Below are 22,139 nucleotides of genomic sequence, written 5' to 3' on the forward strand. Positions count from 1 at the left end.
CCCGGGAGTATCGGTAGGGATGAGCAGCGCGCTGATTCCCTTGTGTCTGGGAGCGTTTGGGTCGGTGCGGACGAAGGTGAGAATGACGTCGGCGTCGTGGGCTCCGGAGGTCCATACCTTTTGCCCATTCACCACGAACTCATCACCGACCAGCTCGGCCTTCGTCCGCAGGCCGGCCAGATCCGAGCCGGCTCCGGGCTCACTCATTCCCAGCGACGCGGTCTTTTCGGCTCGCAGGATCGGAACGGCCCAGCGCCGCTTTTGCTCCTCGGTACCGAAGGACAACAGCGAAGCGGCGATGATGCCGACGCCTTGGGGATTGAAGCAGTGATAGATCCGGCGCCGCGACAGCTCCTCGCGATGCACGAACTGCTGCAAGATATTTGCGTTGCGACCGCCGAATTCCGGGCGGTTGCCCGGCAGTAGCCAACCGTGGTCGAACTGGAGTCGCTGCCAGCGGCGCGACCATTCGGGCACGTGCGAAGTCGACGAAGGGCGCTCCGCGGCTTGAGCTTGCGTCGGAAGATGTTCGGTGAGAAAGCGGACGAACTCCGCACGAAACGCTTCTACGTCGGTGTCAAAGGTGAGTTGCACGGCACTAGGTTTTCGGGTGGGGATCGCTCAACGCGTGAATCCCCACTCCGCCTCGTTCTCTTCGGTTTTCAGGTGCTCGGCCGGATCCTCGGTGTCGGCCAGTGGCGGCTGGGAAGCGCGGGAGGCGCGCTGACCAATTTCGGTGATGGCGTGCACCGGGCAATCGAGCAACGCCCGCATGACCTCGTCGCGATCCGCCTCCGCCACGGTGCCGTCCCCGATGAGGGATGCGTACCCCCAGTCGTCCAGCGAGAAGTATCCCGGCGCGTGTTTGGCGCAGATGCCGAAGCCGTCGCAAATGGTGCGGTCCAGACGGATTTTCATGCTTGCCTCGCAGGTTCCGCCTCGTAGGGACGGTCGGCGCGGAACGCATGACGGGTACAGTCCGGGCACCTGCCGTCGAGATGGGCACCGACGTCGTCCCGGAACTGATCGAGCAGGCTGGCGGCAACATTGGTGGCGGCATCCAGTGTTGCGCACGCACCGCGACCTCGCAGCAGCACCGACCAGCGACGCAACCGTTCGACATCTTCTGTAGTCGCGGCGCCGTCGCGCAGCGCACCGGCGGCCGCGGCCATCGCCGCCGTTCCGTTGAAGCACGATCCGCATTGCCCGGCGTTTTCGCGGTCGAAGTACGCGAGCACCGATGCCGCCACCGCAACGGGGCAGTCGTCGGTGATGACCGAAATCGCGCCGCACCCCAGGCCGCTGCCGACACGCCGCATCGTCTCGTGGTCCAGGGTTGTCTCCAGCACCGAGCGATTGAGCAGACCGGCAAAGTAGCCGCCCATCAAGGTTCCGCGCACCTGGTCAGGCGAAATACCGTGCAGGGCAATCAGTTCTGTGAACGGTAGGCCGTGCGGAAGCTCATAGAGCACGGGCGGCCGCCCGGCCCCGGTGATGGTGGCCAGGAAGGTGCCCGGCGACAGCGTCGTGCCCTGTGACCGGAACTCCGCCGAGCCGTGGCACTGCAGGTAGGGCAGGTTGGCCAGGGTCTCGACATTGCTCACCAACGTGGGCCGCTCGTCGACGCCCGCTTCGAAGGGGCGCGGCGGCTTGTCTGTCGGCTTGGCCGGCCCGCCGTTGATCGCCCGAACCGCGGCGGTCTCCTCGCCGGCCACGTATCCGGCCTGCACGCTGAGCATGTCGATGGTGACGCTGAGCGCGCCGGGATCCAGCTCGCCGAGCGCCGATTCGACGCTGTGCGCCGATTCGGAGTCGGATATGTAGATGTAGGCGCGGTCGGCCGCAACGATTGCCGCGGCCAGCCGCAGTCCGTCCAGGACGAGGTGAGGACGATGGCGCAGCAGCCAGCGATCCTTGATTGAAGCCGGTTCTCCCTCTTCGCCGTTCGCGACGACGATTGGAACACCGGTGTCCGCTATCAGGCGCCCGTTGTCGCGAACCGTCCGCAGCTTCAGCGCCAGCGGGAACGCCGCACCCCCGCGGCCGGCCAGACCACTGGATTCGATTTCGCCCAAGAATTCATCGGTGTCGGCAAGCGGGCCGTAGCCGCCGAGCTTCCGATAGGCAGTGAGGTCTTCCCGGGCCTGGGCGGCTTGCTCACTCAGCAGCCGTGGTGTGCACCCGGGGAAGGCCGCGGTGGTGATGGTGGTGGACGCAGTGGTGTTCAAAGCTGGCCTGCCATCGTGTTAGTTAGGCTTGCGCACATGCGAACTGCGGTGGTGCGTGTCAACGTCGACCCGGAAAGCGTGCTCACGCCCGCGCAACTACGTGACGGCATGGTCGCTCTCCTCGAGCTCGTGGCCACGGCCGGCGCGGACGTGGTCGACAATGACCTCGCGTCCCTGCCCGCATCCCGCCGCGAAGTCGAATTGCTCATTGCGGCCGAAGATGGTGACGCGGCCAAGGCCGCCGCAATTGGGTTGTGCGCCAGAGCATTCGGCGCTGACCCCGTCCCGGGTGTGATCACTTTTGTCAGCCGGGGGACCGACGACGACGCCCACGGGGTGCTGTCCGCATTCGGGCTCACCGGTGATATCGAGCGCACGCCCGGTGATGACGGGTTCGACATCGTCCACGTGACGCTGCGGGAGAAGGACCTGGAACGCATTCCGGAAAGCCGCGTGCACACGGCGCTGGAGGCGTCGCTCAACTGCGAGGTCCACATTCGCACCGTGTAGCGCCATCAGGAACCCAGGAATTCCAGGATCGCGGGTGCCGCCTGCACCCAGGTATCGAACATGTTGAAGTGTTGCACCCGGCCTGCGGCACGGTCTTCGGACGCACGCTCCCAGGCGTCCTCGGGCCACGGCGGGTCGATGAGCTTGGATCCTTTGATCAGGCAGCTGACCTCCAGCGACGTCCGCTTCGGGTGATCCATGTCGTTCTCGCCGCCGCGAATGATCAGCGTGGGGACCTTGATCCGGTCGAACATCTCGTCTTCGACGCCCGGAATCGTCTGTCCCGGTTTGGAGACGAAGGCGTTGAGCCAGCGCAGCATCAACTTCAGGAATTCATCGGAGTCGAAGTCGAGGAACCGCTGCTTGTTGTTCGGATTCTCCTCGATGCGCTCACGCCATTCCTGTACCTTCACCACGCCGTCCATGCCGGTGCCGCGCACCGCGAGGATGCTGGGGATGATGTAGAAGGAGCCCAAGACGAAGCTGCCGTAGATGCCGCCGACGATGTTCCACACGACGAGCTTGGTGACCATCTCGGGGTAGAGCATCGTGGTCAACATGGAATCCCTTGCCCCGCCGGACCCTCCGGCGAGGATGCAGCGCTCGAAACCGAGGCCGGTCACCAACTTGTGCAGCGTCTCGGCGCGCATGTGGGATTCGCTTTGTCCGTAGAACTGCACATCGGAGGCTCCGCAGTTGGGCCTGTCCCACAGCAGCACCCGATAGCCGCCCGCGGCCAGAGCGTCGGCCAGCGGACGTAGGCCGGGGATCTCCTTGCTGAACCGGCCGCCCGGCGTCAGAGCAATGAGATCGCCGGAGTCACCGAGGATTTCGTAGACGACGTTTCCCCCGTTGATCTCAATAGAAGGCACCGATTCTCCTGTAGTTAGGCCTGAACCAAAACGTCGTTGCCGACGATGCGCACCGGATAGGTACGGATACTCCATTCGGGCTTGACCGCGGTGGTGCCGGTCGCCAGCTCGAAACCCCATTGGTGCCAAGGGCAGTAAATGTATTCCAGGTCGCGCACCATGACGGAGTCACCCGGCGCCGTCTCGTCGACGATCGTGCGCCCCCTGGCTCGTCCCGAGCACAGTGGGCCGCCTTGGTGGGGGCAGTAATTCGCGATGGCGTAGAAGGTGCCGTTGACGTTGTAGACGCCTACGCCGTGCCGTCCGATCGGCACCAGTTTGTGTGTGCCGGGCGGGATTTCGTCTACCGTGGCGACGACATGCTCGCGGCCCTGGGCGAGACGTGGCTCGGGCCGCTTGGTTTCTTCGGTCAACTCAGAGCACCCGGGTCTGACCCTCGAGGACCGGTACGGTCTCGGGCAGGTGGTAGGTCGCGATGCCGTTCTTGTACATCACCGCGTCGCGGGCGTGCTTGGGCAGGTGCTTGACCAACCAGCGCGGGTCATCAAATGTCCAGTGCGGGTAGTCCGAGGAGAAGAGCAGGATCTTCTCGCACTCCATCCATTCCAGCGCGCGGGTCAGCTCGGTCTTGTCTTCGGGGTAGTCCAGCGGCTGCGTGGTGAACTTGATGTGGTCCTTGACGTACTCGGACGGCCTGCGCTTGATGTCGAGCCACGACTTGCGTGCGTCGTAAATCGCGTCCATGCGCCACATCAGCGGCAGGATCCAGCTGAACGCGTGCTCGACGAACACGATTCGCAGCGTCGGGAACCGGTCGAACACACCGTCGAAGATCAGGCTCATCACCTGGTTGGCCGCCAGCAGGGAGTAGGTCACCATGAAATCGTGGTTGTAGCTGGGGAATCCCACCGGCGGGATCGGCAGCTCATCGAACTGGCTGCGCGACAGGTGGCAACTCACGGTGATGTCGTGCTTGGTGGCGGCCGCCCAGATCGGGTCGTATTTCGGGTGGCCCCATGACGGCCGCGGCTCGGCCTTGATCAGAATCTGCGCCATGTAGGGGTGTCCGGCCCAGCGCTCGATCTCGCGCACCGACTCTTCCGGCTCCTCAATGGCGATGCAGATCGAACCGCGCCACCGCTCGTGCCAGTTGTTGTGGCTGTCCAGCCAGTGATTGGCCTGCCAGTCGTTCAACGCGGCCGACATCGCGTGCTGGGCTTCATGAATGCGCGCCGGGTAGGCCGCCGGCTCCAGGATTGCGATGTCGGAGCCCGCCTCCATGATCAGCTGGCGAAATGCCAAATCCGGGTCACTGCACGGGAACTCACCGTTGGGGGGGAAGGAGTCCACGCGCATCGCGTAGGAGTGCGCGTAGTCTGGGGCGTCGTAATAGATCTGCTCGCCTACCGAGCGAGTGAGGAAGTACTTGCTGCGCCACGGCTCGGGAATGTACGGGAGCAGCTCGCCGCGCTTGGGGGCCGGGTGGACATCCGAGTCGACGCAGCGGACGGCTATGCGCTCGGTAGCGGGAATCCGCTCCTGCGAATGGGTCAACGTCATCTGGCTCTCCTCAGTCTTTCGCGATACTTCTACTGTGCGCCCACCCCGGCGGGAATGTCTATGCCGTAGAGCAGCGCCGCGTTGCGCCAGCACAGCTTCTCGCGCTGCTCGGCGGACAAGGCGCTGGGCAGCTTTGTGACATCACCGCACTGCCAGTGTGGATAGCTCGAACCGAACATCACCATGTCGTCCTTGCCGGTGAACCCGAACCATTCGCCGGCGAACTCGACGTCGCCGGGGCCGTCGAGACTTCCCTGAACGAAATACACGTGACCGGGCAGGTAGTCGCTGGGGATCCGCGGGGCCCACGGCGTCTGCTCGAGGTGCGGGCGGCCGAAGGTGTCCATTCGCCAGATGAATGGCGTGATGAAGTCGGCGGCGCCGTCGCCCCAAACGAATTTCAGGCCGTCGAACCGCTCGAACACTCCCTCGGCGATCATGTTCATCAGGTGGTACAGGTAGTTCAGCGCCATGAAGCTGACGTACTGCTCATAGGTACGGGTGTTCCCGTTCGGCGTCGGCGGAAAAGCAATGCCGGAACCGACTTCGATGTGCGCGGCGACGGGCAGTCCGGCGTCGACGGCGGCCTCCCAGATCGGCCAGAACTGCGGTTTGCCGTAGAGCTCGCGGGATTGCAGCGGGACGCCGATCTGGACGACCCGCGGATGCGCACGCCATTTCTCGATTTCGCGCAGTGCGCCGGGGATGTCGTCGGGGTTGACCCGGATGGTGCCGCGGAACCGCTCGCCGAACTCGCCGGATTCCAGCCAGTTCGACACCATCATCTCGTTGTGTGCGGCGTGCAGCGCGCTGCCCAGGTGCCGGTCCGGCATGATGCCGCGTGCCATCGGATGCAGCACCGCCACATCGACCCCGCGCTTCGAAAACAGTTCATTGGCAACGAATTCCGGATCCGAACCCGGGTACTGACGGTCCGGTCCCTCGGTGTTGGGCGCGTACTCACCGCCGGGGGCGCCGTACCAGTCCATCTCGTAGTCGGGGAAGCCGCGGCTCTTGAACGGTTCGCGCAGCACCTTGCGCAGTGCTTTGGTGGACGGGAAGAAGATGTGCACGCTCGCGTCGATCAACGGTGTGCTGGTTCCGTCGGCGTGTTTGATCACGAGGGCCACCCTTCGGCTACGGCAGCCAAAGCAAGCCGTGCGAGGTCACAAGATAGCCAATCTAACATTTTATTCTGCGGTCAATCAATGGGTTTCCGGTAAGCATTTCGTTTAATCATCGTCCCTGGTAACAGGCGGTTTGCGATCCTTGGGGCAAGTCGGGTTCTTCAATCCGGATAATACCATTCTCAGGATTGGCGACGGTGCCATCCGCTCGGCTGGTTACTCCGACGGGCGGCCCGGTGGGCTAGTCGAAGGCCCGCCCACCGTGACGCCGGCGGCCCGCTCGAAGGGTTTGATCACCGTCGTGAAATCGGAATCGGGCCCTTCAACGCGGGCGAGTGCCTCCCACAACCGGCCGGTGGTCTCGGCAACCTCGGCGGGCACGCCGAGCGCTCGCGCTTCGTCGAGGTAAAGACGCACATCTTTGAGCATCAACGCGGTGGCAAAGCCGTAGTCGAAGGTGCGCGGCAGGATCGCGCGGGGGAACTTGTCGCGGCTCGCACTCGTGGCGCCCGACCCCGCATTGAGCACGTCGATCATCACCGATGGGTCGAGGCCGGCTTTGACGCCCATCACGACGACTTCCGCGGTGGCGACCAAGACGTTTGCCGCCAAGATGTTGTTTGCCAGCTTCATCGTCTGCGCCGATCCGGGCTGTTCACCGACGTACAGTGGGCGGCCCAAGGCTTCGAGTGCGGTTCGTACGACATCGAATTCGGCGCGGCGGCCGGACACCATGAGCGCCAGCGTCCCCTTCTCGGCCCCGCCGACGCCCCCGCTGACCGGGCTGTCCATCGCCACGATGTTGCGCTCGGCCAGCAGGTCATGGATCCGCACCGCCATTTGGCTACCGACGGTGGACAAGTCGACGTAGCGCTTCACCCGCGCGCCTTTGATCACACCCACCGCACCGGTTGCCACCTCGAGTGACGCGCCCGGCGTGGGAAGGCTGGCCATCACCGTTTCGGCGCGGTCGGCGACCTCTTTGGGCGACGACGCCGGGCGTGCCCCCAGCGCGACGACACGCTCGAGCGCCTCGCTACGGGTGTCGAAGGCGATGACGTCGTGCCCCTCCTGAATCAGGCGGCAGGCCATGGGACAGCCCATGTTTCCCAGGCCGATGAATCCGACTTCCATGACAGCCCCTAGTCCCGGTCCAGGTCGGCGAACGCCTCGCGCGCGATGCGAAAACTGTCGACGGCGGCCGGCACGCCGGCGTAAATGGCCACCTGCAGGAAGACCTCGCGGATCTCCTCGCGGGTGACACCGTTGGTCAGTGCCGCCTTGACGTGCGTACGCAATTCGTTGGGCCGGTTGAGCACCGAGATCATCGCCAGGTTGAGCATGCTGCGGGTCTTCCGCGGTAATTCCTCACGACCCCACACGGCACCCCAGCAGTACTCGGTGACGAGATCTTGCAGGGGACCGGTGAAGTCATCCGCGTCGGCCAACGCGCGAGTGACGTACTCCTCGCCCAGCACCTCGGAGCGGATGTGCAGCCCCCTGCGGTAGGTTTCGCGATCCAACGGACTCTCCCTTCAGTTCGGGGCAGCGGCCCTCGTTGGTGTCGTGCGCGCGCTGTCGAGGTGTCCGATTGCCTGAGCGCAGTCTTGCACCGTGGCCGCTGCGCTGGGTCTACAGTCGAGGATCAAATGGACCTGTCCACCCGTGTCCTCGTGCCCGTTCGGAGACTGCTGGAACTTGGCCGTCATCCAATTCCGCTGCAGCCGTTGGAGATACGCGTGATCGAGGTGCAGGTCTCGGGTAACTCTAGATGTTGAGGAGAAGCAGTGGCCGGAGCAAGCGCTGACATCTGGGAAGTGATGTCGACCGCCCGAACGATCCGCCGTTTCACCGAGGAACCGGTTGACGACGCGACCCTGGCGCGGTGTCTCGAGGCGGCCAGGTGGGCTCCCTCGGGGGCCAACGCACAAGGCTGGCGTTTTGTGGTGCTGCGCTCGCCCGAGCAGCGGGCCGTGGTGGCCAAGGCGGCGGCCCAGGCGCTGGAAGTGATCGAGCCGGTCTACGGCATGAGCCGGCCCGCCGACGACGACACCAGTCGCCGCGCTCGCACCTACCGTGCGACGTACGAATTGCACGACCGCGCCGGTGAATTCACTTCGGTCTTGTTCGCCCAAGCGCATTACCCGACGGCGTCGGAACTCCTGCTGGGCGGATCGATCTTTCCCGCTATGCAAAACTTTCTGCTGGCCGCCCGCGCCCAGGGGCTCGGCGCCTGCCTGACCAGCTGGGCCTCGTATGGCGGTGAACCGTTGCTCAGGGAAGCCGTCGGCATACCCGAGGGCTGGATGATCGCCGGCCACATCGTGGTCGGGTGGCCCAAGGGCAATCATGGGCCGCTGCGCCGCCGCCCGCTTGCCGAATTCGTGAACCTCGACCGCTGGGACAACACCGCCGACGGCCTCGTGACCGGCACCTAGGTCGCCGGGGGAATTCCGCTCGTCACGGGCATTCCGGTGACCCCATGCCCGGATTCAGAGATGATTACTTCCGCAACCGAGAATGGTATTCTCGCCCTGACAGTCACGACGAGAGGCGGCGCGGATGCTGTTGGAGTTCGATGCTGATCAGCGACTGTGGCAGGACACGGTGCGCGACGCTGTCGCAAAGCAGTGCCCGTCGTCGCTGGTGCGCAGCGTGGCCGAAGAGGGCGTCGACCCCAGTCCGCTGTGGAAATCGTATGTTGACCAGGGCTGGACCGAGCTCAGCGATTCCGACAGCGCCGTCGAGCTGACCATCGTGCTCGAAGAGCTCGGGCGCGCCACCGACCCCACCCCGTTCCTGGCCACGATGAGCCAGTTCGCACCGCTTGCCGCGGACCGGTTCGACCCACACCAGTCCGGCACCGCGGTCTACGGCGGGGTCGCGGCGCACCGCGACGCGCAGGGCTGGGTGCTGGAAGGCACGGCACGCCATGTGCTCGACGGGGATCGCGCGGATCGGCTCGCGGTGGTGACCGATGCCGGGGTGTTCCTCGTCGCGTCCAGTGAGGTGTCGGCCCGGCGCGCAGCGGTGTTCGACCCGGTGCTACACGTCGCCGACCTGTCCTTCGCGGAGATTCGGGTGCCCGACAGCGACCGGCTGACCGTCGACGCGGAACGCGCTCATCATTTCGCCCTGACCGGCATGGCCATCACGATGGTCGGTGCCTGCCAACGCATCCTGGACTTGGTGCTCGAGCACGTGAGTAGCCGCCAGCAGTTCGGCGTGGCGATCGGCTCGTTCCAGGCCGTCCAGCACAAGGCCGCCGACATGCACGTCGCCGTGCAACGGGCGCGCGCGCTGGCCTACTTCGCCGCGTTGACGATCGCGGCGGACGATCCCCGCCGCCGGCTGGCGGCCGCCATGGCCAAGGCATCGGCGGGGGAATGCCAGTCGCTGGTGTTCCGGCACGGCCTACAGCTGCACGGCGCAATGGGATTCACCTGGGAGAACGACCTGCAGTTCGCGCTGAAACGAGCCAAGGCGGGTGAGCTGATGCTCGGTGGCGCGGCGGAACACCGGGCGCGGATCGCGGAGGAATACCGTGCAGCTGACTTTTGATTCCGACGTCGAGGAGTTCCGGGCGGAGTTCTCGGCGTTCCTCGACGAAAACCTACCTCCCGCAAGCCAAACACTCGACCGGCCCAGGTCCGTCTCGCACATGCCGCAGTGGGCACGCGACTGGCAGCGGTTGTTATTCGACAACGGCTGGCTGCTGCCCAGCCAGCCGCCGGAATTCGGTGGTCGCAACGCGACGGTCATTCAGCAGTTCGTCTACCTCGAGGAACTGAGCCGTCGCCGGATCTACCACAGCTTCAACCCGCAGGGTGTGAATATCGTTGGGGCGTCGCTGTTGTCGTTCGGCAGCGACGAACAGAAGCGGCGCTGGGCGGTGCCGATCCTGCGGGCAGAGATCACCGCTTCACTGGGCATGAGCGAACCCAGCGCGGGCTCCGACCTGGCATCGTTACGCACTCGCGCGGTGCTCGACGGCGATCACTTCGTGGTCAATGGCCAGAAGGTGTGGACCTCGGGCGCCCACGATGCCGACGTCCTGTTGACGTTCGTCCGTACCAACCCGGATGCGCCGAAGCACAAGGGAATCAGCGTGCTCGTCATCCCCACCGACACCCCGGGTCTGGTGCGCCGGCCGTTCCCGTCGATCTGCGGCGCCGATGATCTGGACTTCAACGAGGTGTTCTTCACCGACGTGCGGGTGCCCGCGGAGAATCTGGTCGGCGAGCTCGACCAGGGTTGGCGGGTGGCCAATGGATCGCTGGGGCACGAACGCACCATGATGTGGCTGGGTTTCGCCGATCGCCTCGAGAACATGATCGACGACTTTCATCCCAGCACCGAGGTTGAGCGCGACCAATACGCCAGCACGATCATGGACAAGCAGGCGCTGCGATTGTTGGGCTCGGCGGCTCTGGCCCGCGCTGCGCGCGGCGAAGATGACGTGGCCGCGATATCGGTGCTGAAGCTGCTCGGTTCCGAAGCGGAGCTGCGTGGGATGGAACTGGCGCTGACGTCCGCGGGATCCGATGGGCTCGTTCACCCGGGCCTGACGGGACCGTATGCGCACATGAACCTCGACCATTACTTCGCCAGCTGGTTCGAGCGCTACGCCCGCAGCTTCTCCGGAACCATCGCCGGCGGCACCTCCGAAATCCAGCGCAACATCATCGCCCAGCGGGTACTCGGCCTCCCACGCGGCTAGCGCCATCAGAGTGCGTGCTGAGTAACGTTGTTGGGCAAGGCAATCCGAGTTACGCCCGGGGTGTGCAGCTGACCGGCCAGCCACGGCAACGCGGTGGAAAAGGCCACGCCGGCCGTCGGCCAATCGTGCTTTCCGGTCTGAGCCACCACCGCGCAATCGATGCCGTTCGCCCGGCCCAATCCGCACAGGGAAGCGGCGGCCGCGGCCTGGTTACCCGGGTCGGCGGCGGCGACGCGGCCCGCGACAGCCATCGCGGCGGTATCGACGGTCGTGATGTCGCGACGCGGCGAGCCACCCGAGGAGATCGTGAACCAACCGGATACGCCGGTGTAGCGGCCGTGGCGGTTGATCACCGTCGTCGGGTCGAATTTTGCCCACGCGTCGGCATCGCCGTCGAACAGGTTCGCGACGGTTTGTTCCTTGGTTCCGGTGTTGGGTGCCAGGTCGCCCTCGATGTCGACGAATGAGCTGAACGTGGCGGGGTGCATGACGGTCAAGTCCACCGCGCATGTTCCGCCCATCGACCAGCCGACGATGCCCCAGCGGGACGGGTCGGGGTTCACCCCGAAGTTCGAGACCATATAGGGCACAACGTCTTTGGTCAGGTGGTCGGCGGCATTGCCGCGGCTGCCATTGACGCATTCGGTGTCGTTGTCGAACGCGCCGCCCGGATCGACGAACACCAGCACCGGCGCGTTGCCTCCGTGGGTTGCGGCGAAGGCGTCGACGGCGTCCACCGCGCCGCCGGCGCGCACCCAGTCGGAGGGCGTGTTGACCATGCCGCCGATCATCATCACCGTCGGCAGCTGCGGCGGCGGGTAGCTCGCAAACCATGCCGGCGGCAGGTAGACGAGTTCCTCTCGGTGCTTGAAATGCGATGCGTCTTCGGGGATCACCACCGGCACCAGGCTGCCGTGCGGCGGCTTGGAGCCCTTCGCCGCCAGCGTGGTGACGGTGGCCTTGTCGGTCTGGTCGGGCAGCGGAACGGAGGCGAATTGATTCCATGCGCTCTGCACGGTCTGGAAGTAGCCGACCCATTGATTGAGCACGAGCAGCGAGCAGAGCAGGCACAGCGGCACGGCCAGGATCGACAATCCACGCCGCCACCAACGCGCACCGCGCCAACCCAGAATCAGCACCGCCATGGCCATGCCGACCAGCGCGATCCACCCGTACAGTGCCTGCGGTGCCCGTGCGCCGATGCAGCGGTGCGCCCCGAGCGCCGCCATGGCCCCGACGACGGCGGCGGTCGGGAGCCACAACAAATGCCAACGACGCGATCGCCACCCGGCAGCCATCCCCAGCGTGATCGGAGCGACGATCTGGGCCGTAATCGGCACCCAACCGTGCATCAGCGATATGTGGTTGCCCAGTAGCGACATGGCGACTCCTCCTCTCGGCTGCCGGCCCTCAAGCCGTGTGAGAAAAGGATCGAATGCCGACCTCGGCGAATTCTTGATGGATTCTTGGGCGCAGTCTCGGCGGTCGGCGTGTCGTCGCGCTCAGCTCACAGCCAACGCCGCGGCTTCACGGCCCGGTTCCGGGCACGCGATCAACGTCACGCTCGGCGAGGGGCCGCGGCAAACTGGCGTCGCTTACCCAGCAACGGCATTCACCAGTCGTCTAGACGGGCTCGAATTTGGTGATCAGCCACTTGCCGTTGACCCGGGTCATACTCACCAGCACGCTGCTGGAGGCCATCGCGGGGTCGGGGTTGTCCTTGCTCGTGGTGCTCTGGTCGACCAGCACGAGCACGACGGCCGAATCCGGACGTAATTCCTGCACCGCGGCCCCCAACACCCGAGCGTTGGTTTTCAGCGACTTTTGTTTGGCCGCCGGAGCGACGATCTGTTCGGTGAACTGGTTGTAGTACGACAGGAAATCTCCGGACAGGTGCGACTTGGCGGCGGCGAAGTCTTTGTCGAGTGAATCGGGCGAGTAGGACAGCAGCGCGACCGTTCCGTCGGATGCCGCATTGGCGACCGCGCTCGCGACGCCGGGGTCGGTCTGTTTATCGGGCCGGTACTGCTTGAAGTACAGCCACGTCGCCGCGCCACCGGAAAGCAGCAGCAGCACAATCAGGATCACGGGAACGACTTTTACCTTGCGCCGCGCTCGTGCCTCGCTGGGCCCACTGTGTTCGGTTTCTTCGGCAGAGTCGTCGGCGGTGTCGATGCTGGGCTTGTCCTCGCTCATGGAATGAACTCCACGTTGGACATCTTGTATTGGCCGCCGTCGTTTTTGACGGTCACCTTGAGCCGCCAATTGCGTGGCTCGTCTTTGGCGCCCGCGGCGTTGGTGATGTGCGATGTCGCCGCGACGAGAACCAACGCGAAATCTCCATTGATGGATTGCACGGCCGCCGCATTCACGGTTCCTTGGGTGACCACTTTGGACTGCTCCACGACGGTCGTGAAATCTTTTGCGCGCGCCTGGAAGTCGTCCCGGAACTGGCCAGTCGAACTGTCGATCACCCGCTGGACGTCCTCCTTGGCCTTATTGAAGTCCATGGAAGTCAAGTTGACGACACCTTGTCTGGCTCCCGCGAGAAAGTTCGCGGCGCGCTGGTTGCGCTCGGTGACTTGATGGCGGTTCCACATCATGTATCCGCTGGCCCCGATGAAGGCGCAGATGAGAACGATGACGGCCGCTTTCCACGCCACGGACCACGATGGCAACCGCACGCGTCGCCGAGAACGGGCCGGCTTGGATTCCGATTCTGCGTCTTCGGGGGTTTCGTCGGAAACTTCTTCCTCGGTCTCCGCTTCGCCGGTGTCGGTTGCCTCGGCGGTGACGTCGTCGTCGGTCGTCGCCTCGTCGCTGTCGGCTGCGTCCTCGTCGGCCTCCGTCGTTTCTTCATCCGAGGCTTCGGCGTTCTCGAGTTGTTCGCTGGCCTGCTGCTCAGCCTCAGCTTGGGCCTGCGCTTCGCGCCGGAGCCGGGCGGCGCGGGCGCGGGCGCGCGCCGCAGCCGCCAGCGCTTCGGCTTCGGCGGCTTCGGCCTCGGCTTCTTCGATCAAAGCCATCGCATCGGCTTTCGAGGTGGCCGAATCTTGCGGCGGCTTCTTTGCGTCAGCCATCGTGCTTGCTGCCCGTCGCCGTCATGCTCGACCGACTCCTGTACGTCTCACGCGGCTACCATCGCACGAGCGAGAACGGCCAACTGTTGGTGCCCCCCGGCCCGCCACCGCAGCCGGTGTCGAATGTCGAGTCGACCTGACCCGCCAGCGTCACCGCATCCCACGAGTAAACGTCGTGCGAGGGAAAGAACTGGACCACGCAGCGCACACCGTCGGGCACGTCAACAGCCAAGGTGTAGCGGCCGTTGGCCAGGTGAGCTTCTCCTCTGTAGACCGTCGCTTGTCCGTTGGGTTGCGGAGTCGCATACACGCTCACGCATCCCGGCCCTGCAGGAGTGCACGGGCTGATCGACCAAATCCAGCTGTGCCCGGGATCGCGGTTTGTGTCCACCCTGTAGTTGCCGAACAGCATGTCCGCGTGGGCGGTCGGCGTGACCGTCAGCGCGGCCGTGCCAAGCGCAAGGGCCACTGCGAGAGTCTTCACCGATGCGTCTCCCATCTCTGCACACGCGCTTGGCCCAAATATAGGGCGCGGTCACGCCGAACAGGCCTAGTCGGAAAAATTGCGGCAGTCAACGACCGGTTCGTCCAGGCCCACCTAGTCGATGACCGCGGCTTCCTTGCGTTCGGTAATCGGCCTGGCGAGCTCTTGCTCATCGCAGATGCGCTGCAGCTTCTCCAGCGTCTCGTCCAGGCCCGCGCCGACCTTGCGGCCGGGCGTGAAGGTGGCCGGCAGCTTACGCATGCCCTGGATGACACCGATGGTCTCGTAGTGGACGGTCCCCTCCGGATCGCACTTGTAGTCGGGCATCCGATCGAGGACCGCGGTCAGCATGGATTTGAATACGGTGCGCGCCACGTTCGACCCGATACACCTGTGGACCCCCAGCCCGAAGCTGAAGTGCCGGTTGCCTTTACGGTCGAGGACGATCTTGTCCGGGTCGCGAAAGACCGACGGGTCGCGGTTGGCCATCGCCCACGAAATCCACAGGCGCTCACCCTCTTTGAACTGGGTGCCGTCGAGTTCGACGTCGTCGGAAAACGTCCGGCCATCACCGGGCGCCGGGGTGAAGAAGCGCAGGAACTCCTCGGTCGCGGGGTCGATCAGCGTTTTGCGCTCATCGCTGAGCAGCTGTCGTTGATCGGGGTGCTCCGAGAGCCATTCCAGCGAGTGCGCGGTCAGGGCGGTCGTGGTGTCGAAGCCGCCGCCGATGACCAGACCGAGATTGCCCAGGATTTCCAGTTCCGGGGCCGGCTCGCCTTCGATGCGCATCTCGAGCAGACCGTTCACGATTCCGGGCCGCGGGTTTGCGCGGATCTCGATCATGCTGTTGACCATGTCGAGCCCCATCTCCCGGTGCATCGCGGTGACGCGCTCGATGTCGGGGGAGTGCTCGGGCGTGTACACCGCGGCGTGTACCGGCTCGCTGTACATGTTCCACTTCTTCAGCGGGATGCCCAGCATTGCCAGCGTGAAGACGGCGGGCACGATATTGGCGAGGTCGTCGACGAAGTCGATGTGACCACCCTCGATCTTCTCGTCGAGGCAGGCGCGCGTCACGTCGTCGATGAACGGTTCCCAGCGCTTGATCGCCGCCGGCGACAGATACGGGTTGAGCACGGTTCGGTAGGTACGGTGTTCGGGGTCGTCCATTTCCAGGATCCCGCCGCGCACCGCACTGACGCGGCTGGCCGTGGGTATCGAAATGCCTTTGTAGCCGCGGCGTTCACCGTGGATGTCGTGATCGTTGGAGACGGCGGGGCAGCGGGCCAGCTCGAAGACCTCGTGGCTGCCGGCCGCAACCCAATGACCGCCATAGGTTTCGGTCCAGGCCATGGGGCACTTGGCGTGCATCTCTTCGGTGATCGCCTTGAACTTCGACCGGTACTCGGAGGAATGCCGGTCGAAGTGGTACCGGTTCTTTTTGCGGTCGCTGTCATTCACGACGTCGTCGACACTCAACGCTCTGTCTCCCTAAGTGTTTCGGTAGCCAAGGACCCGGTACCGGCTCAGGCGTCGTCGGTGATCATGATCGCCTGCTCCGGGCAGGACTGCGCGGCTTCACGCACTTGGTCCTCGCGATCGGCGGGCACCACCTCGTCGACCGCCGACGAACTGCCGTCGATGTCGCTGAGCTGAAACGATTCCGGAGCGATCATCGCGCACAGGGTATGGCCCTGGCACCGTTCCGAATCCACCCAGACCTTCACGCGTTTTCCCCTCTCACACTGGTTACCGGGCACCGCTGACCAATCGCCACCGCTCAGGTGTTGCGGCCGCCGTTGACGCCCAGGATCTGGCCGGTGATGTAGCCGGCTTCCTCGGACACCAAAAACGCACAGGCCGCCGCGATGTCCTCGGGCGTGCCCATCCGGCGCACCGGTGTCCGCGCGATGGTCTCGTCGATATCGCCGAGGAATCCGTTCTTCTCGGCGGCGCGCAGCATCGGGGTGTCGATGAAGCCCGGCGGCACCGCGTTGACCGTGATGCCCTTGGGCCCGTACTCGAGTGCGAGCGACTTCGTCAGGCCGTTGACCGCCGACTTGGCCGCCACGTAGTGACTCATGTAGGGCGCACCGGAATGCGTGCTCGACGACGAGATGTTCACGATCCGTCCCCACCCCGCCTCGACCATGTCGGGGAGCACCGCCTGGACGGTATGGAAGACGCCGTTGAGATTGACGTCGATCACCCGGTACCAGTCCTCGAAGCTGATGTTGTTGAACTTCTTGAACCCGTCGAGGCCGGCCGCGTTGACCAGCACAGTCACCGGCCCGAGCTGGGCGCGGATGGCCGACAGCGCCGCATCCAGCTGCGACCGGTCGGTGACGTCGGCAGTGAAAGCGAAATCGGCTTCCGCCGGCCGCAGGTCGATTGAGGCGACGTTCAAACCGTCGGCGCGCAGGCGCTGCACGACGGCAAGGCCGATGCCGGATCCGCCACCGGTGACTACAGCAGTCTTCATGTTGAGGCCTCTACTCCGCAGGGGGCCATTTCAGTCACAAAGAATCTCCCTTACAATTATGAGAACCTTACTCTCCGCGCGGAGCGGCATGCAACATGCGCACAACACCGCCTCCAGCCTGCATGGAGAGGCCCAGGCCGACAGCGTACGGGCATTTGCGGCCCTGCTCAGCACCTCGATCCCATTCCTGAGACTTTCTTGAATTATCGAAACTCGAATGTAAGATTCGCCGGGGAAGAGAATGAAATTATCGTGACGGCCACCACACTAGGGGGTACGGAATGCCTGCCCAGGACACGGCAGAGCCCGCGGCGCAGACCATCGCGGATGCCGCGCCTGAGCCCCACCTCGACCGCCGTCTGTTGATCGATGGCCGGCTGGTCGGCGCCGAAAAGTCGTTCCCCTCGATCAATCCCGCGACGGGTGCGGTCATCGGGCATGCGCCGGAGGCCGGCGGCCAGGAGGCCCAGACGGCGATCGCGGCGGCCCGGCGTGCGTTCGACACCACCAGCTGGCCCACCGACGTGGAGCTGCGGATCCGCTGCCTCGACCAGTTGCACCAGGCGCTCGTCGACCACGCAGACGAGCTGCGTGAACTCACCATCGCCGAAGTCGGCGCCACCCGCGCGCTGACCCAGGGCGCTCAGCTCGACGAGCCGATCGGCATCGTGCGCTTCTACGCGGACCTGCTGCGCACCTATCAGTTCTCCGAAGACCTCGGCGAAAAAGAATCGCGGGGCATGCGTCACCACCGCTGGGTGGAAAAGGAAGCCGCCGGCGTGGTCGGCGCCATCATCGCCTACAACTATCCCAACCAGCTCGCACTGGCGAAGCTCGCTCCGGCGCTGGCAGCCGGATGCACCGTGGTGCTCAAGGGCGCCCCGGACACGCCACTGGTCACCTTGGCACTGGGCGAGTTGATCGCCAATCACACCGACATTCCCGCCGGGGTGGTGAACGTGCTCAGTTCGTCGGATCCGGCGTCCGGCGTCGCGCTGACCACCAGCCCGGACGTCGACGTCATCACCTTCACCGGATCGACCGCGGTCGGGCGCAAGATCATGGCCGCCGCGAGCGACACCGTCAAGCGCGTCTTCCTGGAGTTGGGCGGCAAGTCGGCGGCCATCATGCTCGACGACGCCGACTTCGCCAACGCCGCCCTGTTCGCGGCCTTCAGCATGGTCACCCACGCGGGCCAGGGGTGTGCGCTCACGTCCCGGCTGCTGGTGCCCAAGTCCCACCACGACGAGATCGTCGAGCTGATCGCGCAGAACTTCGCCAAGGTGCGACACGGCGACCCGGCCGACCCCAAGACCTACATGGGACCGCTGATCAACGAGCAACAGCGGGACAAGGTCGACGGCATGGTCCAGCGCGCCGTGGCGGCCGGGGCAACCCTGGTCACCGGCGGTAAGCGACTCGATCCCGGCTACTTCTATGCACCGACGCTGCTGACCAATGTCGATCCCGACAGCGAGATCGCGCAGGACGAGATCTTCGGCCCTGTCCTCGTGGTGATCGCGTTCGACGATGACGACGATGCCGTGCGCATCGCCAACAACTCGATCTACGGACTGGCGGGCGCGGTGTTCAGCCGCGATCAGGACCGCGCGCTCGCCGTGGCGCGCCGGATCCGGGCCGGATCCTTCTCCATCAACGGCGGCAACTACTTCGGCGCCGACACCCCCTTCGGGGGTTTCAAGCAGTCGGGCGTGGGTCGCGAGATGGGTGTGGCCGGGCTCGAGGAGTTCCTGGAGAGCAAGACCTTTGCCGTGCCAGCCGTCTCAGCGAGAGGAGCCGGTGCATGAGGCCGCTCGAAGGCATCCGCATCCTTGAAGTCGCCATGTACGGGTTCGTCCCGTCGGCGGGTGCCGTGCTTGCCGAATGGGGCGCGGACGTGGTCAAGGTCGAGCACGCGGTGACCGGTGACCCGCAACGGGGGCTGCGGCAGACCGGGATGCTGCGCGTCGAAGGCGATCCCAACCCCAACATCGAGCACGCCAACCGCGGCAAGCGCAGCATCGGGCTGGACATGTCGGTGCCCGGAGGCAAGGAAGTGCTCTACGAGTTGGCCCGCCGCGCCGATGTGTTCCTGACCAGTTTCCTGCCCGATCACCGGAAGAAGTTCGGCATCGACGTCGACGACATCAGGGCGGTCAACCCGGACATCGTCTACGCGCGGGGGAGTGCGCTAGGCCCGCGCGGCGAAGAGTCGACCAAGGGCGGCTACGACATGACGGCCTTCTGGTGCCGGGCCGGAACCGCCGCCACTATTACTCCCGCCGGCATGCCGGGCATGATCGCGCCGCCCGGACCGGCGTATGGCGACACCATCTCGGGCACCAACCTCGCCGGGGGCATCGCGGCCGCGCTGCTCAAGCGTGAGCGCACCGGCGAACCGTCCGTCGTCGATGTGTCGCTGCTGGGCAGTGGCCTTTGGTCGCTGGGCCACACGGTCGCGCTGACAAGGCATCTGAACCAGCGGCTGGAGTCGCCGCCGCCCGGTGTGCACGGCGCGCCCAACAACCCACTGGTGGGCCTGTACACGACGTCCGACGGCCGCTACATCTCCTTCGTGATGATGCAGCCCACCAAGTTCTGGGCCGACGTGTGCCGCCATGTCGACCTGCCCGAGCTGGCCGATGACCCACGGTTCGACACGGTGGAGAACATCGCGGCCAACACCGCCGACGCGGTGGAACTGCTGACCAAGGCCATCGCCGCCCGCACACTGGTCGAGTGGAGCGAACGTTTCGCCACGCTCTCCGGGCCGTGGGCACCGGTGCAGGACACCCTGCAAGCAGCCGACGACGCGCAGATCCGCTCGAACGAGTACATGGTGCGGGCGGGTGAACTCGAGCTGGTGGCCAACCCGGTACAGTTCGACGTCGCAGCGCCACAGACCGGGCCGGCTCCCGGGTTCGCTGAGCAGACCGACGAGATCCTGATGGAGCTCGGCCTCGACTGGGACCGCATCATCGAACTCAAGACGGCCGGTGCCGTCACGTGAGTACTAGTGGACTGGAGCAGCCCTGTAATGCGTGAGGCGACCTTCGCTTCTGTTGGGACGCAATTGCCTTGCGCCCTTGCACCGACCGCGAAATGCGCGATAACGGTTATGCATTTTTCGCTCCGCCTGGACTTGGCATGAGTCATAATCGCCGGACGCTTCAAGACGTGGAGTTCTTCGTTTTGCAGCGCCAACTCACGAACGGAGGTCTGGCGTGAGCGAGCTAGCGGCTGTCACATCGCAGATCCTTGCCGGAATGCGGCTGCCCGCCGAGCATTTCGCCCTCGTCAGCACGCGTTTACAGCCGTCAATGCTGCCGAATCTACCGCAGCCGTTGCGCCAGAACAAGACTGTCGGTCTCGTAACGCGGGGAAGGGTCTGAGACCGATGGCAACCAAGGGAGCAAACCACTGGTCAGCAGGATTGCCGCAGCTGAAACTGAAATGGGACTTCTCGGGGCCCATGCAAGCGGTCGGAGCCTTGTTCGCAATGTCGGCCGACGCGGTCAAGTTCGCGTTCCGCCGGCCGTTCCAGTGGCGGGAGTTCTTGGAGCAATCCTGGTTTGTCGCACGGGTGTCGCTGGCTCCCACCCTGTTGGTAGCGATCCCGTTTACCGTCCTCGTCAGCTTCACCCTCAACATCCTCTTGCGCGAACTGGGCGCGGCGGATCTGTCCGGTGCGGGGGCCGCGTTCGGTGCAGTCACCCAGCTCGGCCCGCTGGTCACCGTTTTGATCGTTGCGGGCGCCGGTGCTACGGCAATGTGCGCCGACCTGGGGGCGCGAACGATTCGCGAAGAAATCGACGCGATGGAAGTGCTGGGCATCAACCCGGTGCAACGGCTGGTGACACCGCGAATGCTGGCTTCCGGATTGGTGGCGTTTTTGCTCAACAGCCTGGTTGTCATCATCGGCGTCCTTGGCGGCTACGTCTTTTCGGTGTTTGTGCAAGACGTCAACCCTGGTGCGTTCGCCGCGGGTATCACCTTGCTCACCGGCGTGCCCGAGGTGATTATTTCGTGCGTCAAGGCAGCCCTTTTCGGCCTCATCGCCGGATTGGTCGCCTGTTATCGGGGCCTGTCGATCACCGGCGGGGGCGCTAAAGCTGTTGGCAACGCGGTGAACGAAACCGTGGTTTACGCCTTCATGTCCCTGTTCGTCGTCAACGTGGTGGTCACCGCGGTCGGCATCAAGATGACGGCGAAGTAGGGACTGCGAATGGCGCTCAGGGCCGCATATCCACGATTGACCCGCCAGCTCGAGAGGCCGGTCGCCTTCTTGGGCCGGATCGGCGATCACACCATGTTTTACGGTAGAGCGCTCGCCGGAATCCCCTTCGCAGCTACTCGCTACACGCGCGAAGTCGTGCGGCTGATTGCCGAGATCAGCATGGGCGCGGGCACTTTGGCGATGATTGGCGGAACCGTTGTGATCGTCGGCTTTTTGACGCTGGCAGCGGGCGGCACATTGGCCATTCAGGGTTACACCTCGCTGGGCAATATCGGCATCGAGGCGCTGACAGGCTTTTTGGCCGCATTCATCAACGTGCGAATCGCGGCACCGGTGGTCGCCGGGATCGGTCTGGCGGCTACCTTCGGCGCCGGGGTGACCGCCCAGTTGGGCGCCATGCGGATCAACGAAGAAGTCGATGCCTTGGAGAGCATGGCGATTCGGCCGGTTGCCTATTTGGTGAGCACCAGGATCCTGGCGGGAATGATGGCCATCACGCCGTTGTACAGCATCGCCGTCATCCTGTCGTTCGTGGCCAGTCAGTTCACCACGACGTTCTTGCTCGGACAGTCACAGGGCTTGTACCAGCACTACTTCAACACGTTCCTGAACCCGATCGACTTGTTGTGGTCGTTTTTGCAGGCCATTTTGATGGCGCTCACCATCTTGTTGATCCATACGTACTACGGTTACTTCGCTTCGGGGGGGCCAGCCGGTGTGGGCAACGCGACCGGTAACGCGGTGCGCACCTCGCTCATCGTCGTGGTTTCGGTAACGCTGTTGGTCTCGCTTTCTATTTACGGTTCCAACGGCAACTTCAACCTGTCCGGTTAGCAGAGGAG

Annotated in this window: 24 protein-coding genes; 8 read left to right on the plus strand and 16 right to left on the minus strand. The window is 64.8% G+C overall.

Translation table 11 applies throughout. The annotated features are described in order from the left end of the window. The 3 genes from A5782_RS03030 to A5782_RS03040 all read right to left on the minus strand — a co-directional run. Nucleotides 1–594: acyl-CoA dehydrogenase family protein (locus tag A5782_RS03030; protein ID WP_197694087.1), on the minus strand; the 594-nt coding region annotated here is incomplete at its 3' end. A 27-nt stretch (nt 595–621) separates the two neighbouring features. Next, the gene (locus tag A5782_RS03035) at nt 622–918 is read right to left on the minus strand and encodes a ferredoxin (RefSeq protein WP_067094947.1); all 297 of its coding nucleotides are present in this window, start codon (nt 916–918) and stop codon (nt 622–624) included. Next, complete coding sequence (locus A5782_RS03040) at nt 915–2,228, minus strand: NADH-ubiquinone oxidoreductase-F iron-sulfur binding region domain-containing protein (protein WP_067094950.1); 1,314 nt, start codon at nt 2,226–2,228, stop codon at nt 915–917. Before A5782_RS03040 ends, A5782_RS03035 begins: the two co-directional genes overlap by 4 nt. Nucleotides 2,229–2,264: 36 nt before the next feature. Here A5782_RS03040 and A5782_RS03045 point away from each other — a divergent pair, with 36 nt between their 5' ends. After that, nucleotides 2,265–2,738, plus strand: coding sequence for a hypothetical protein (locus A5782_RS03045; protein WP_067094953.1), 474 nt, complete (start codon nt 2,265–2,267; stop codon nt 2,736–2,738). A gap of 5 nt (nt 2,739–2,743) precedes the next feature. Here A5782_RS03045 and A5782_RS03050 read toward each other — a convergent pair whose 3' ends face one another. The 6 genes from A5782_RS03050 to A5782_RS03075 form a co-directional block, all read right to left on the minus strand. Then, the gene (locus tag A5782_RS03050; RefSeq protein ID WP_067094956.1) at nt 2,744–3,610 is read right to left on the minus strand and encodes an alpha/beta fold hydrolase; all 867 of its coding nucleotides are present in this window, start codon (nt 3,608–3,610) and stop codon (nt 2,744–2,746) included. Nucleotides 3,611–3,624: 14 nt separating this feature from the next. Beyond that, nucleotides 3,625–4,023 (minus strand): Rieske (2Fe-2S) protein, encoded by a 399-nt coding sequence (locus A5782_RS03055; RefSeq protein ID WP_067094959.1) that lies wholly within the window; start codon nt 4,021–4,023, stop codon nt 3,625–3,627. A 1-nt stretch (nt 4,024) separates the two neighbouring features. Continuing rightward, a complete protein-coding gene (locus A5782_RS03060; RefSeq protein WP_067094962.1) occupies nt 4,025–5,170 on the minus strand; it encodes an amidohydrolase family protein in 1,146 nt (381 codons plus the stop codon). Nucleotides 5,171–5,199: 29 nt separating this feature from the next. Continuing rightward, nucleotides 5,200–6,291 (minus strand): amidohydrolase family protein, encoded by a 1,092-nt coding sequence (locus A5782_RS03065; protein WP_067095425.1) that lies wholly within the window; start codon nt 6,289–6,291, stop codon nt 5,200–5,202. Nucleotides 6,292–6,513: 222 nt separating this feature from the next. Further along, nucleotides 6,514–7,431: an NAD(P)-dependent oxidoreductase gene (locus A5782_RS03070; RefSeq protein WP_067094965.1), complete on the minus strand. Its 918-nt coding sequence runs from the start codon at nt 7,429–7,431 to the stop codon at nt 6,514–6,516. Between the two features lie 8 nt (nt 7,432–7,439). Further along, nucleotides 7,440–7,820 (minus strand): carboxymuconolactone decarboxylase family protein, encoded by a 381-nt coding sequence (locus A5782_RS03075; RefSeq protein WP_067094968.1) that lies wholly within the window; start codon nt 7,818–7,820, stop codon nt 7,440–7,442. A gap of 297 nt (nt 7,821–8,117) precedes the next feature. Here A5782_RS03075 and A5782_RS03080 point away from each other — a divergent pair, with 297 nt between their 5' ends. From A5782_RS03080 to A5782_RS03090, 3 genes are all read left to right on the plus strand, one after another. Next, on the plus strand, nt 8,118–8,735 hold the full coding sequence (locus A5782_RS03080; RefSeq protein ID WP_067094971.1) for a nitroreductase family protein: 618 nt from the start codon (nt 8,118–8,120) through the stop codon (nt 8,733–8,735). A 124-nt stretch (nt 8,736–8,859) separates the two neighbouring features. Then, nucleotides 8,860–9,858, plus strand: a complete 999-nt coding sequence (locus A5782_RS03085) for an acyl-CoA dehydrogenase family protein (protein WP_067094974.1) — start codon at nt 8,860–8,862, stop codon at nt 9,856–9,858. Then, entirely contained in the window at nt 9,842–11,017 is a 1,176-nt protein-coding gene (locus A5782_RS03090) for an acyl-CoA dehydrogenase family protein (RefSeq protein ID WP_067094977.1), read from the plus strand. The genes A5782_RS03085 and A5782_RS03090 overlap by 17 nt, the downstream gene beginning before the upstream one ends. 5 nt (nt 11,018–11,022) lie before the next feature. On the opposite strand, the gene A5782_RS03095 is transcribed toward A5782_RS03090, so the two are convergent. The 7 genes from A5782_RS03095 to A5782_RS03125 all read right to left on the minus strand — a co-directional run bounded on the left by A5782_RS03095 (nt 11,023) and on the right by A5782_RS03125 (nt 17,060). Continuing rightward, entirely contained in the window at nt 11,023–12,399 is a 1,377-nt protein-coding gene (locus A5782_RS03095; RefSeq protein ID WP_067094980.1) for an alpha/beta hydrolase family protein, read from the minus strand. Between the two features lie 241 nt (nt 12,400–12,640). Further along, on the minus strand, nt 12,641–13,213 hold the full coding sequence (locus A5782_RS03100) for a hypothetical protein (protein ID WP_067094983.1): 573 nt from the start codon (nt 13,211–13,213) through the stop codon (nt 12,641–12,643). Continuing rightward, on the minus strand, nt 13,210–14,094 hold the full coding sequence (locus A5782_RS03105) for a hypothetical protein (RefSeq protein ID WP_067094986.1): 885 nt from the start codon (nt 14,092–14,094) through the stop codon (nt 13,210–13,212). The genes A5782_RS03100 and A5782_RS03105 overlap by 4 nt, the downstream gene beginning before the upstream one ends. A 55-nt stretch (nt 14,095–14,149) precedes the next feature. Further along, complete coding sequence (locus tag A5782_RS03110; RefSeq protein ID WP_067094989.1) at nt 14,150–14,593, minus strand: hypothetical protein; 444 nt, start codon at nt 14,591–14,593, stop codon at nt 14,150–14,152. Nucleotides 14,594–14,692: 99 nt separating this feature from the next. Further along, a complete protein-coding gene (locus tag A5782_RS03115) occupies nt 14,693–16,057 on the minus strand; it encodes a cytochrome P450 (RefSeq protein ID WP_067094992.1) in 1,365 nt (454 codons plus the stop codon). A gap of 47 nt (nt 16,058–16,104) precedes the next feature. Then, nucleotides 16,105–16,305: a ferredoxin gene (locus A5782_RS03120; protein ID WP_067094995.1), complete on the minus strand. Its 201-nt coding sequence runs from the start codon at nt 16,303–16,305 to the stop codon at nt 16,105–16,107. 53 nt (nt 16,306–16,358) lie between these two features. Continuing rightward, complete coding sequence (locus A5782_RS03125; protein WP_067094998.1) at nt 16,359–17,060, minus strand: SDR family NAD(P)-dependent oxidoreductase; 702 nt, start codon at nt 17,058–17,060, stop codon at nt 16,359–16,361. Between the two features lie 281 nt (nt 17,061–17,341). Here A5782_RS03125 and A5782_RS03130 point away from each other — a divergent pair, with 281 nt between their 5' ends. From A5782_RS03130 to A5782_RS03145, 4 genes are all read left to right on the plus strand, one after another. Beyond that, nucleotides 17,342–18,868, plus strand: a complete 1,527-nt coding sequence (locus A5782_RS03130) for an aldehyde dehydrogenase family protein (protein ID WP_067095001.1) — start codon at nt 17,342–17,344, stop codon at nt 18,866–18,868. Beyond that, the gene (locus A5782_RS03135; protein ID WP_067095005.1) at nt 18,865–20,070 is read left to right on the plus strand and encodes a CaiB/BaiF CoA-transferase family protein; all 1,206 of its coding nucleotides are present in this window, start codon (nt 18,865–18,867) and stop codon (nt 20,068–20,070) included. Before A5782_RS03130 ends, A5782_RS03135 begins: the two co-directional genes overlap by 4 nt. 387 nt (nt 20,071–20,457) lie before the next feature. Continuing rightward, nucleotides 20,458–21,276, plus strand: coding sequence for an ABC transporter permease (locus A5782_RS03140; protein ID WP_067095010.1), 819 nt, complete (start codon nt 20,458–20,460; stop codon nt 21,274–21,276). A 9-nt stretch (nt 21,277–21,285) separates the two neighbouring features. Next, complete coding sequence (locus A5782_RS03145) at nt 21,286–22,131, plus strand: ABC transporter permease (RefSeq protein WP_067095013.1); 846 nt, start codon at nt 21,286–21,288, stop codon at nt 22,129–22,131. Nucleotides 22,132–22,139 lie beyond the last annotated feature (8 nt).

Origin of the sequence: Mycobacterium sp. 852002-40037_SCH5390672, assembly GCF_001665875.1 — a bacterium.
In the GTDB taxonomy this organism is placed as follows: domain Bacteria; phylum Actinomycetota; class Actinomycetes; order Mycobacteriales; family Mycobacteriaceae; genus Mycobacterium.

Bases quoted from the DNA above. Each gene is read 5' to 3' on its own strand.
- A5782_RS03035 (WP_067094947.1), bottom strand. From the start codon at position 918: ATGAAAATCCGTCTGGACCGCACCATTTGCGACGGCTTCGGCATCTGC.
- A5782_RS03045 (WP_067094953.1), top strand. From the start codon at position 2,265: ATGCGAACTGCGGTGGTGCGTGTCAACGTCGACCCGGAAAGCGTGCTC.
- A5782_RS03060 (WP_067094962.1), bottom strand. From the start codon at position 5,170: ATGACGTTGACCCATTCGCAGGAGCGGATTCCCGCTACCGAGCGCATA.
- A5782_RS03070 (WP_067094965.1), bottom strand. From the start codon at position 7,431: ATGGAAGTCGGATTCATCGGCCTGGGAAACATGGGCTGTCCCATGGCC.
- A5782_RS03080 (WP_067094971.1), top strand. From the start codon at position 8,118: ATGTCGACCGCCCGAACGATCCGCCGTTTCACCGAGGAACCGGTTGAC.
- A5782_RS03085 (WP_067094974.1), top strand. From the start codon at position 8,860: ATGCTGTTGGAGTTCGATGCTGATCAGCGACTGTGGCAGGACACGGTG.
- A5782_RS03095 (WP_067094980.1), bottom strand. From the start codon at position 12,399: ATGTCGCTACTGGGCAACCACATATCGCTGATGCACGGTTGGGTGCCG.
- A5782_RS03100 (WP_067094983.1), bottom strand. From the start codon at position 13,213: ATGAGCGAGGACAAGCCCAGCATCGACACCGCCGACGACTCTGCCGAA.
- A5782_RS03105 (WP_067094986.1), bottom strand. From the start codon at position 14,094: ATGGCTGACGCAAAGAAGCCGCCGCAAGATTCGGCCACCTCGAAAGCC.
- A5782_RS03110 (WP_067094989.1), bottom strand. From the start codon at position 14,593: ATGGGAGACGCATCGGTGAAGACTCTCGCAGTGGCCCTTGCGCTTGGC.
- A5782_RS03125 (WP_067094998.1), bottom strand. From the start codon at position 17,060: ATGAAGACTGCTGTAGTCACCGGTGGCGGATCCGGCATCGGCCTTGCC.
- A5782_RS03130 (WP_067095001.1), top strand. From the start codon at position 17,342: ATGCCTGCCCAGGACACGGCAGAGCCCGCGGCGCAGACCATCGCGGAT.
- A5782_RS03135 (WP_067095005.1), top strand. From the start codon at position 18,865: ATGAGGCCGCTCGAAGGCATCCGCATCCTTGAAGTCGCCATGTACGGG.
- A5782_RS03140 (WP_067095010.1), top strand. From the start codon at position 20,458: ATGGCAACCAAGGGAGCAAACCACTGGTCAGCAGGATTGCCGCAGCTG.
- A5782_RS03145 (WP_067095013.1), top strand. From the start codon at position 21,286: ATGGCGCTCAGGGCCGCATATCCACGATTGACCCGCCAGCTCGAGAGG.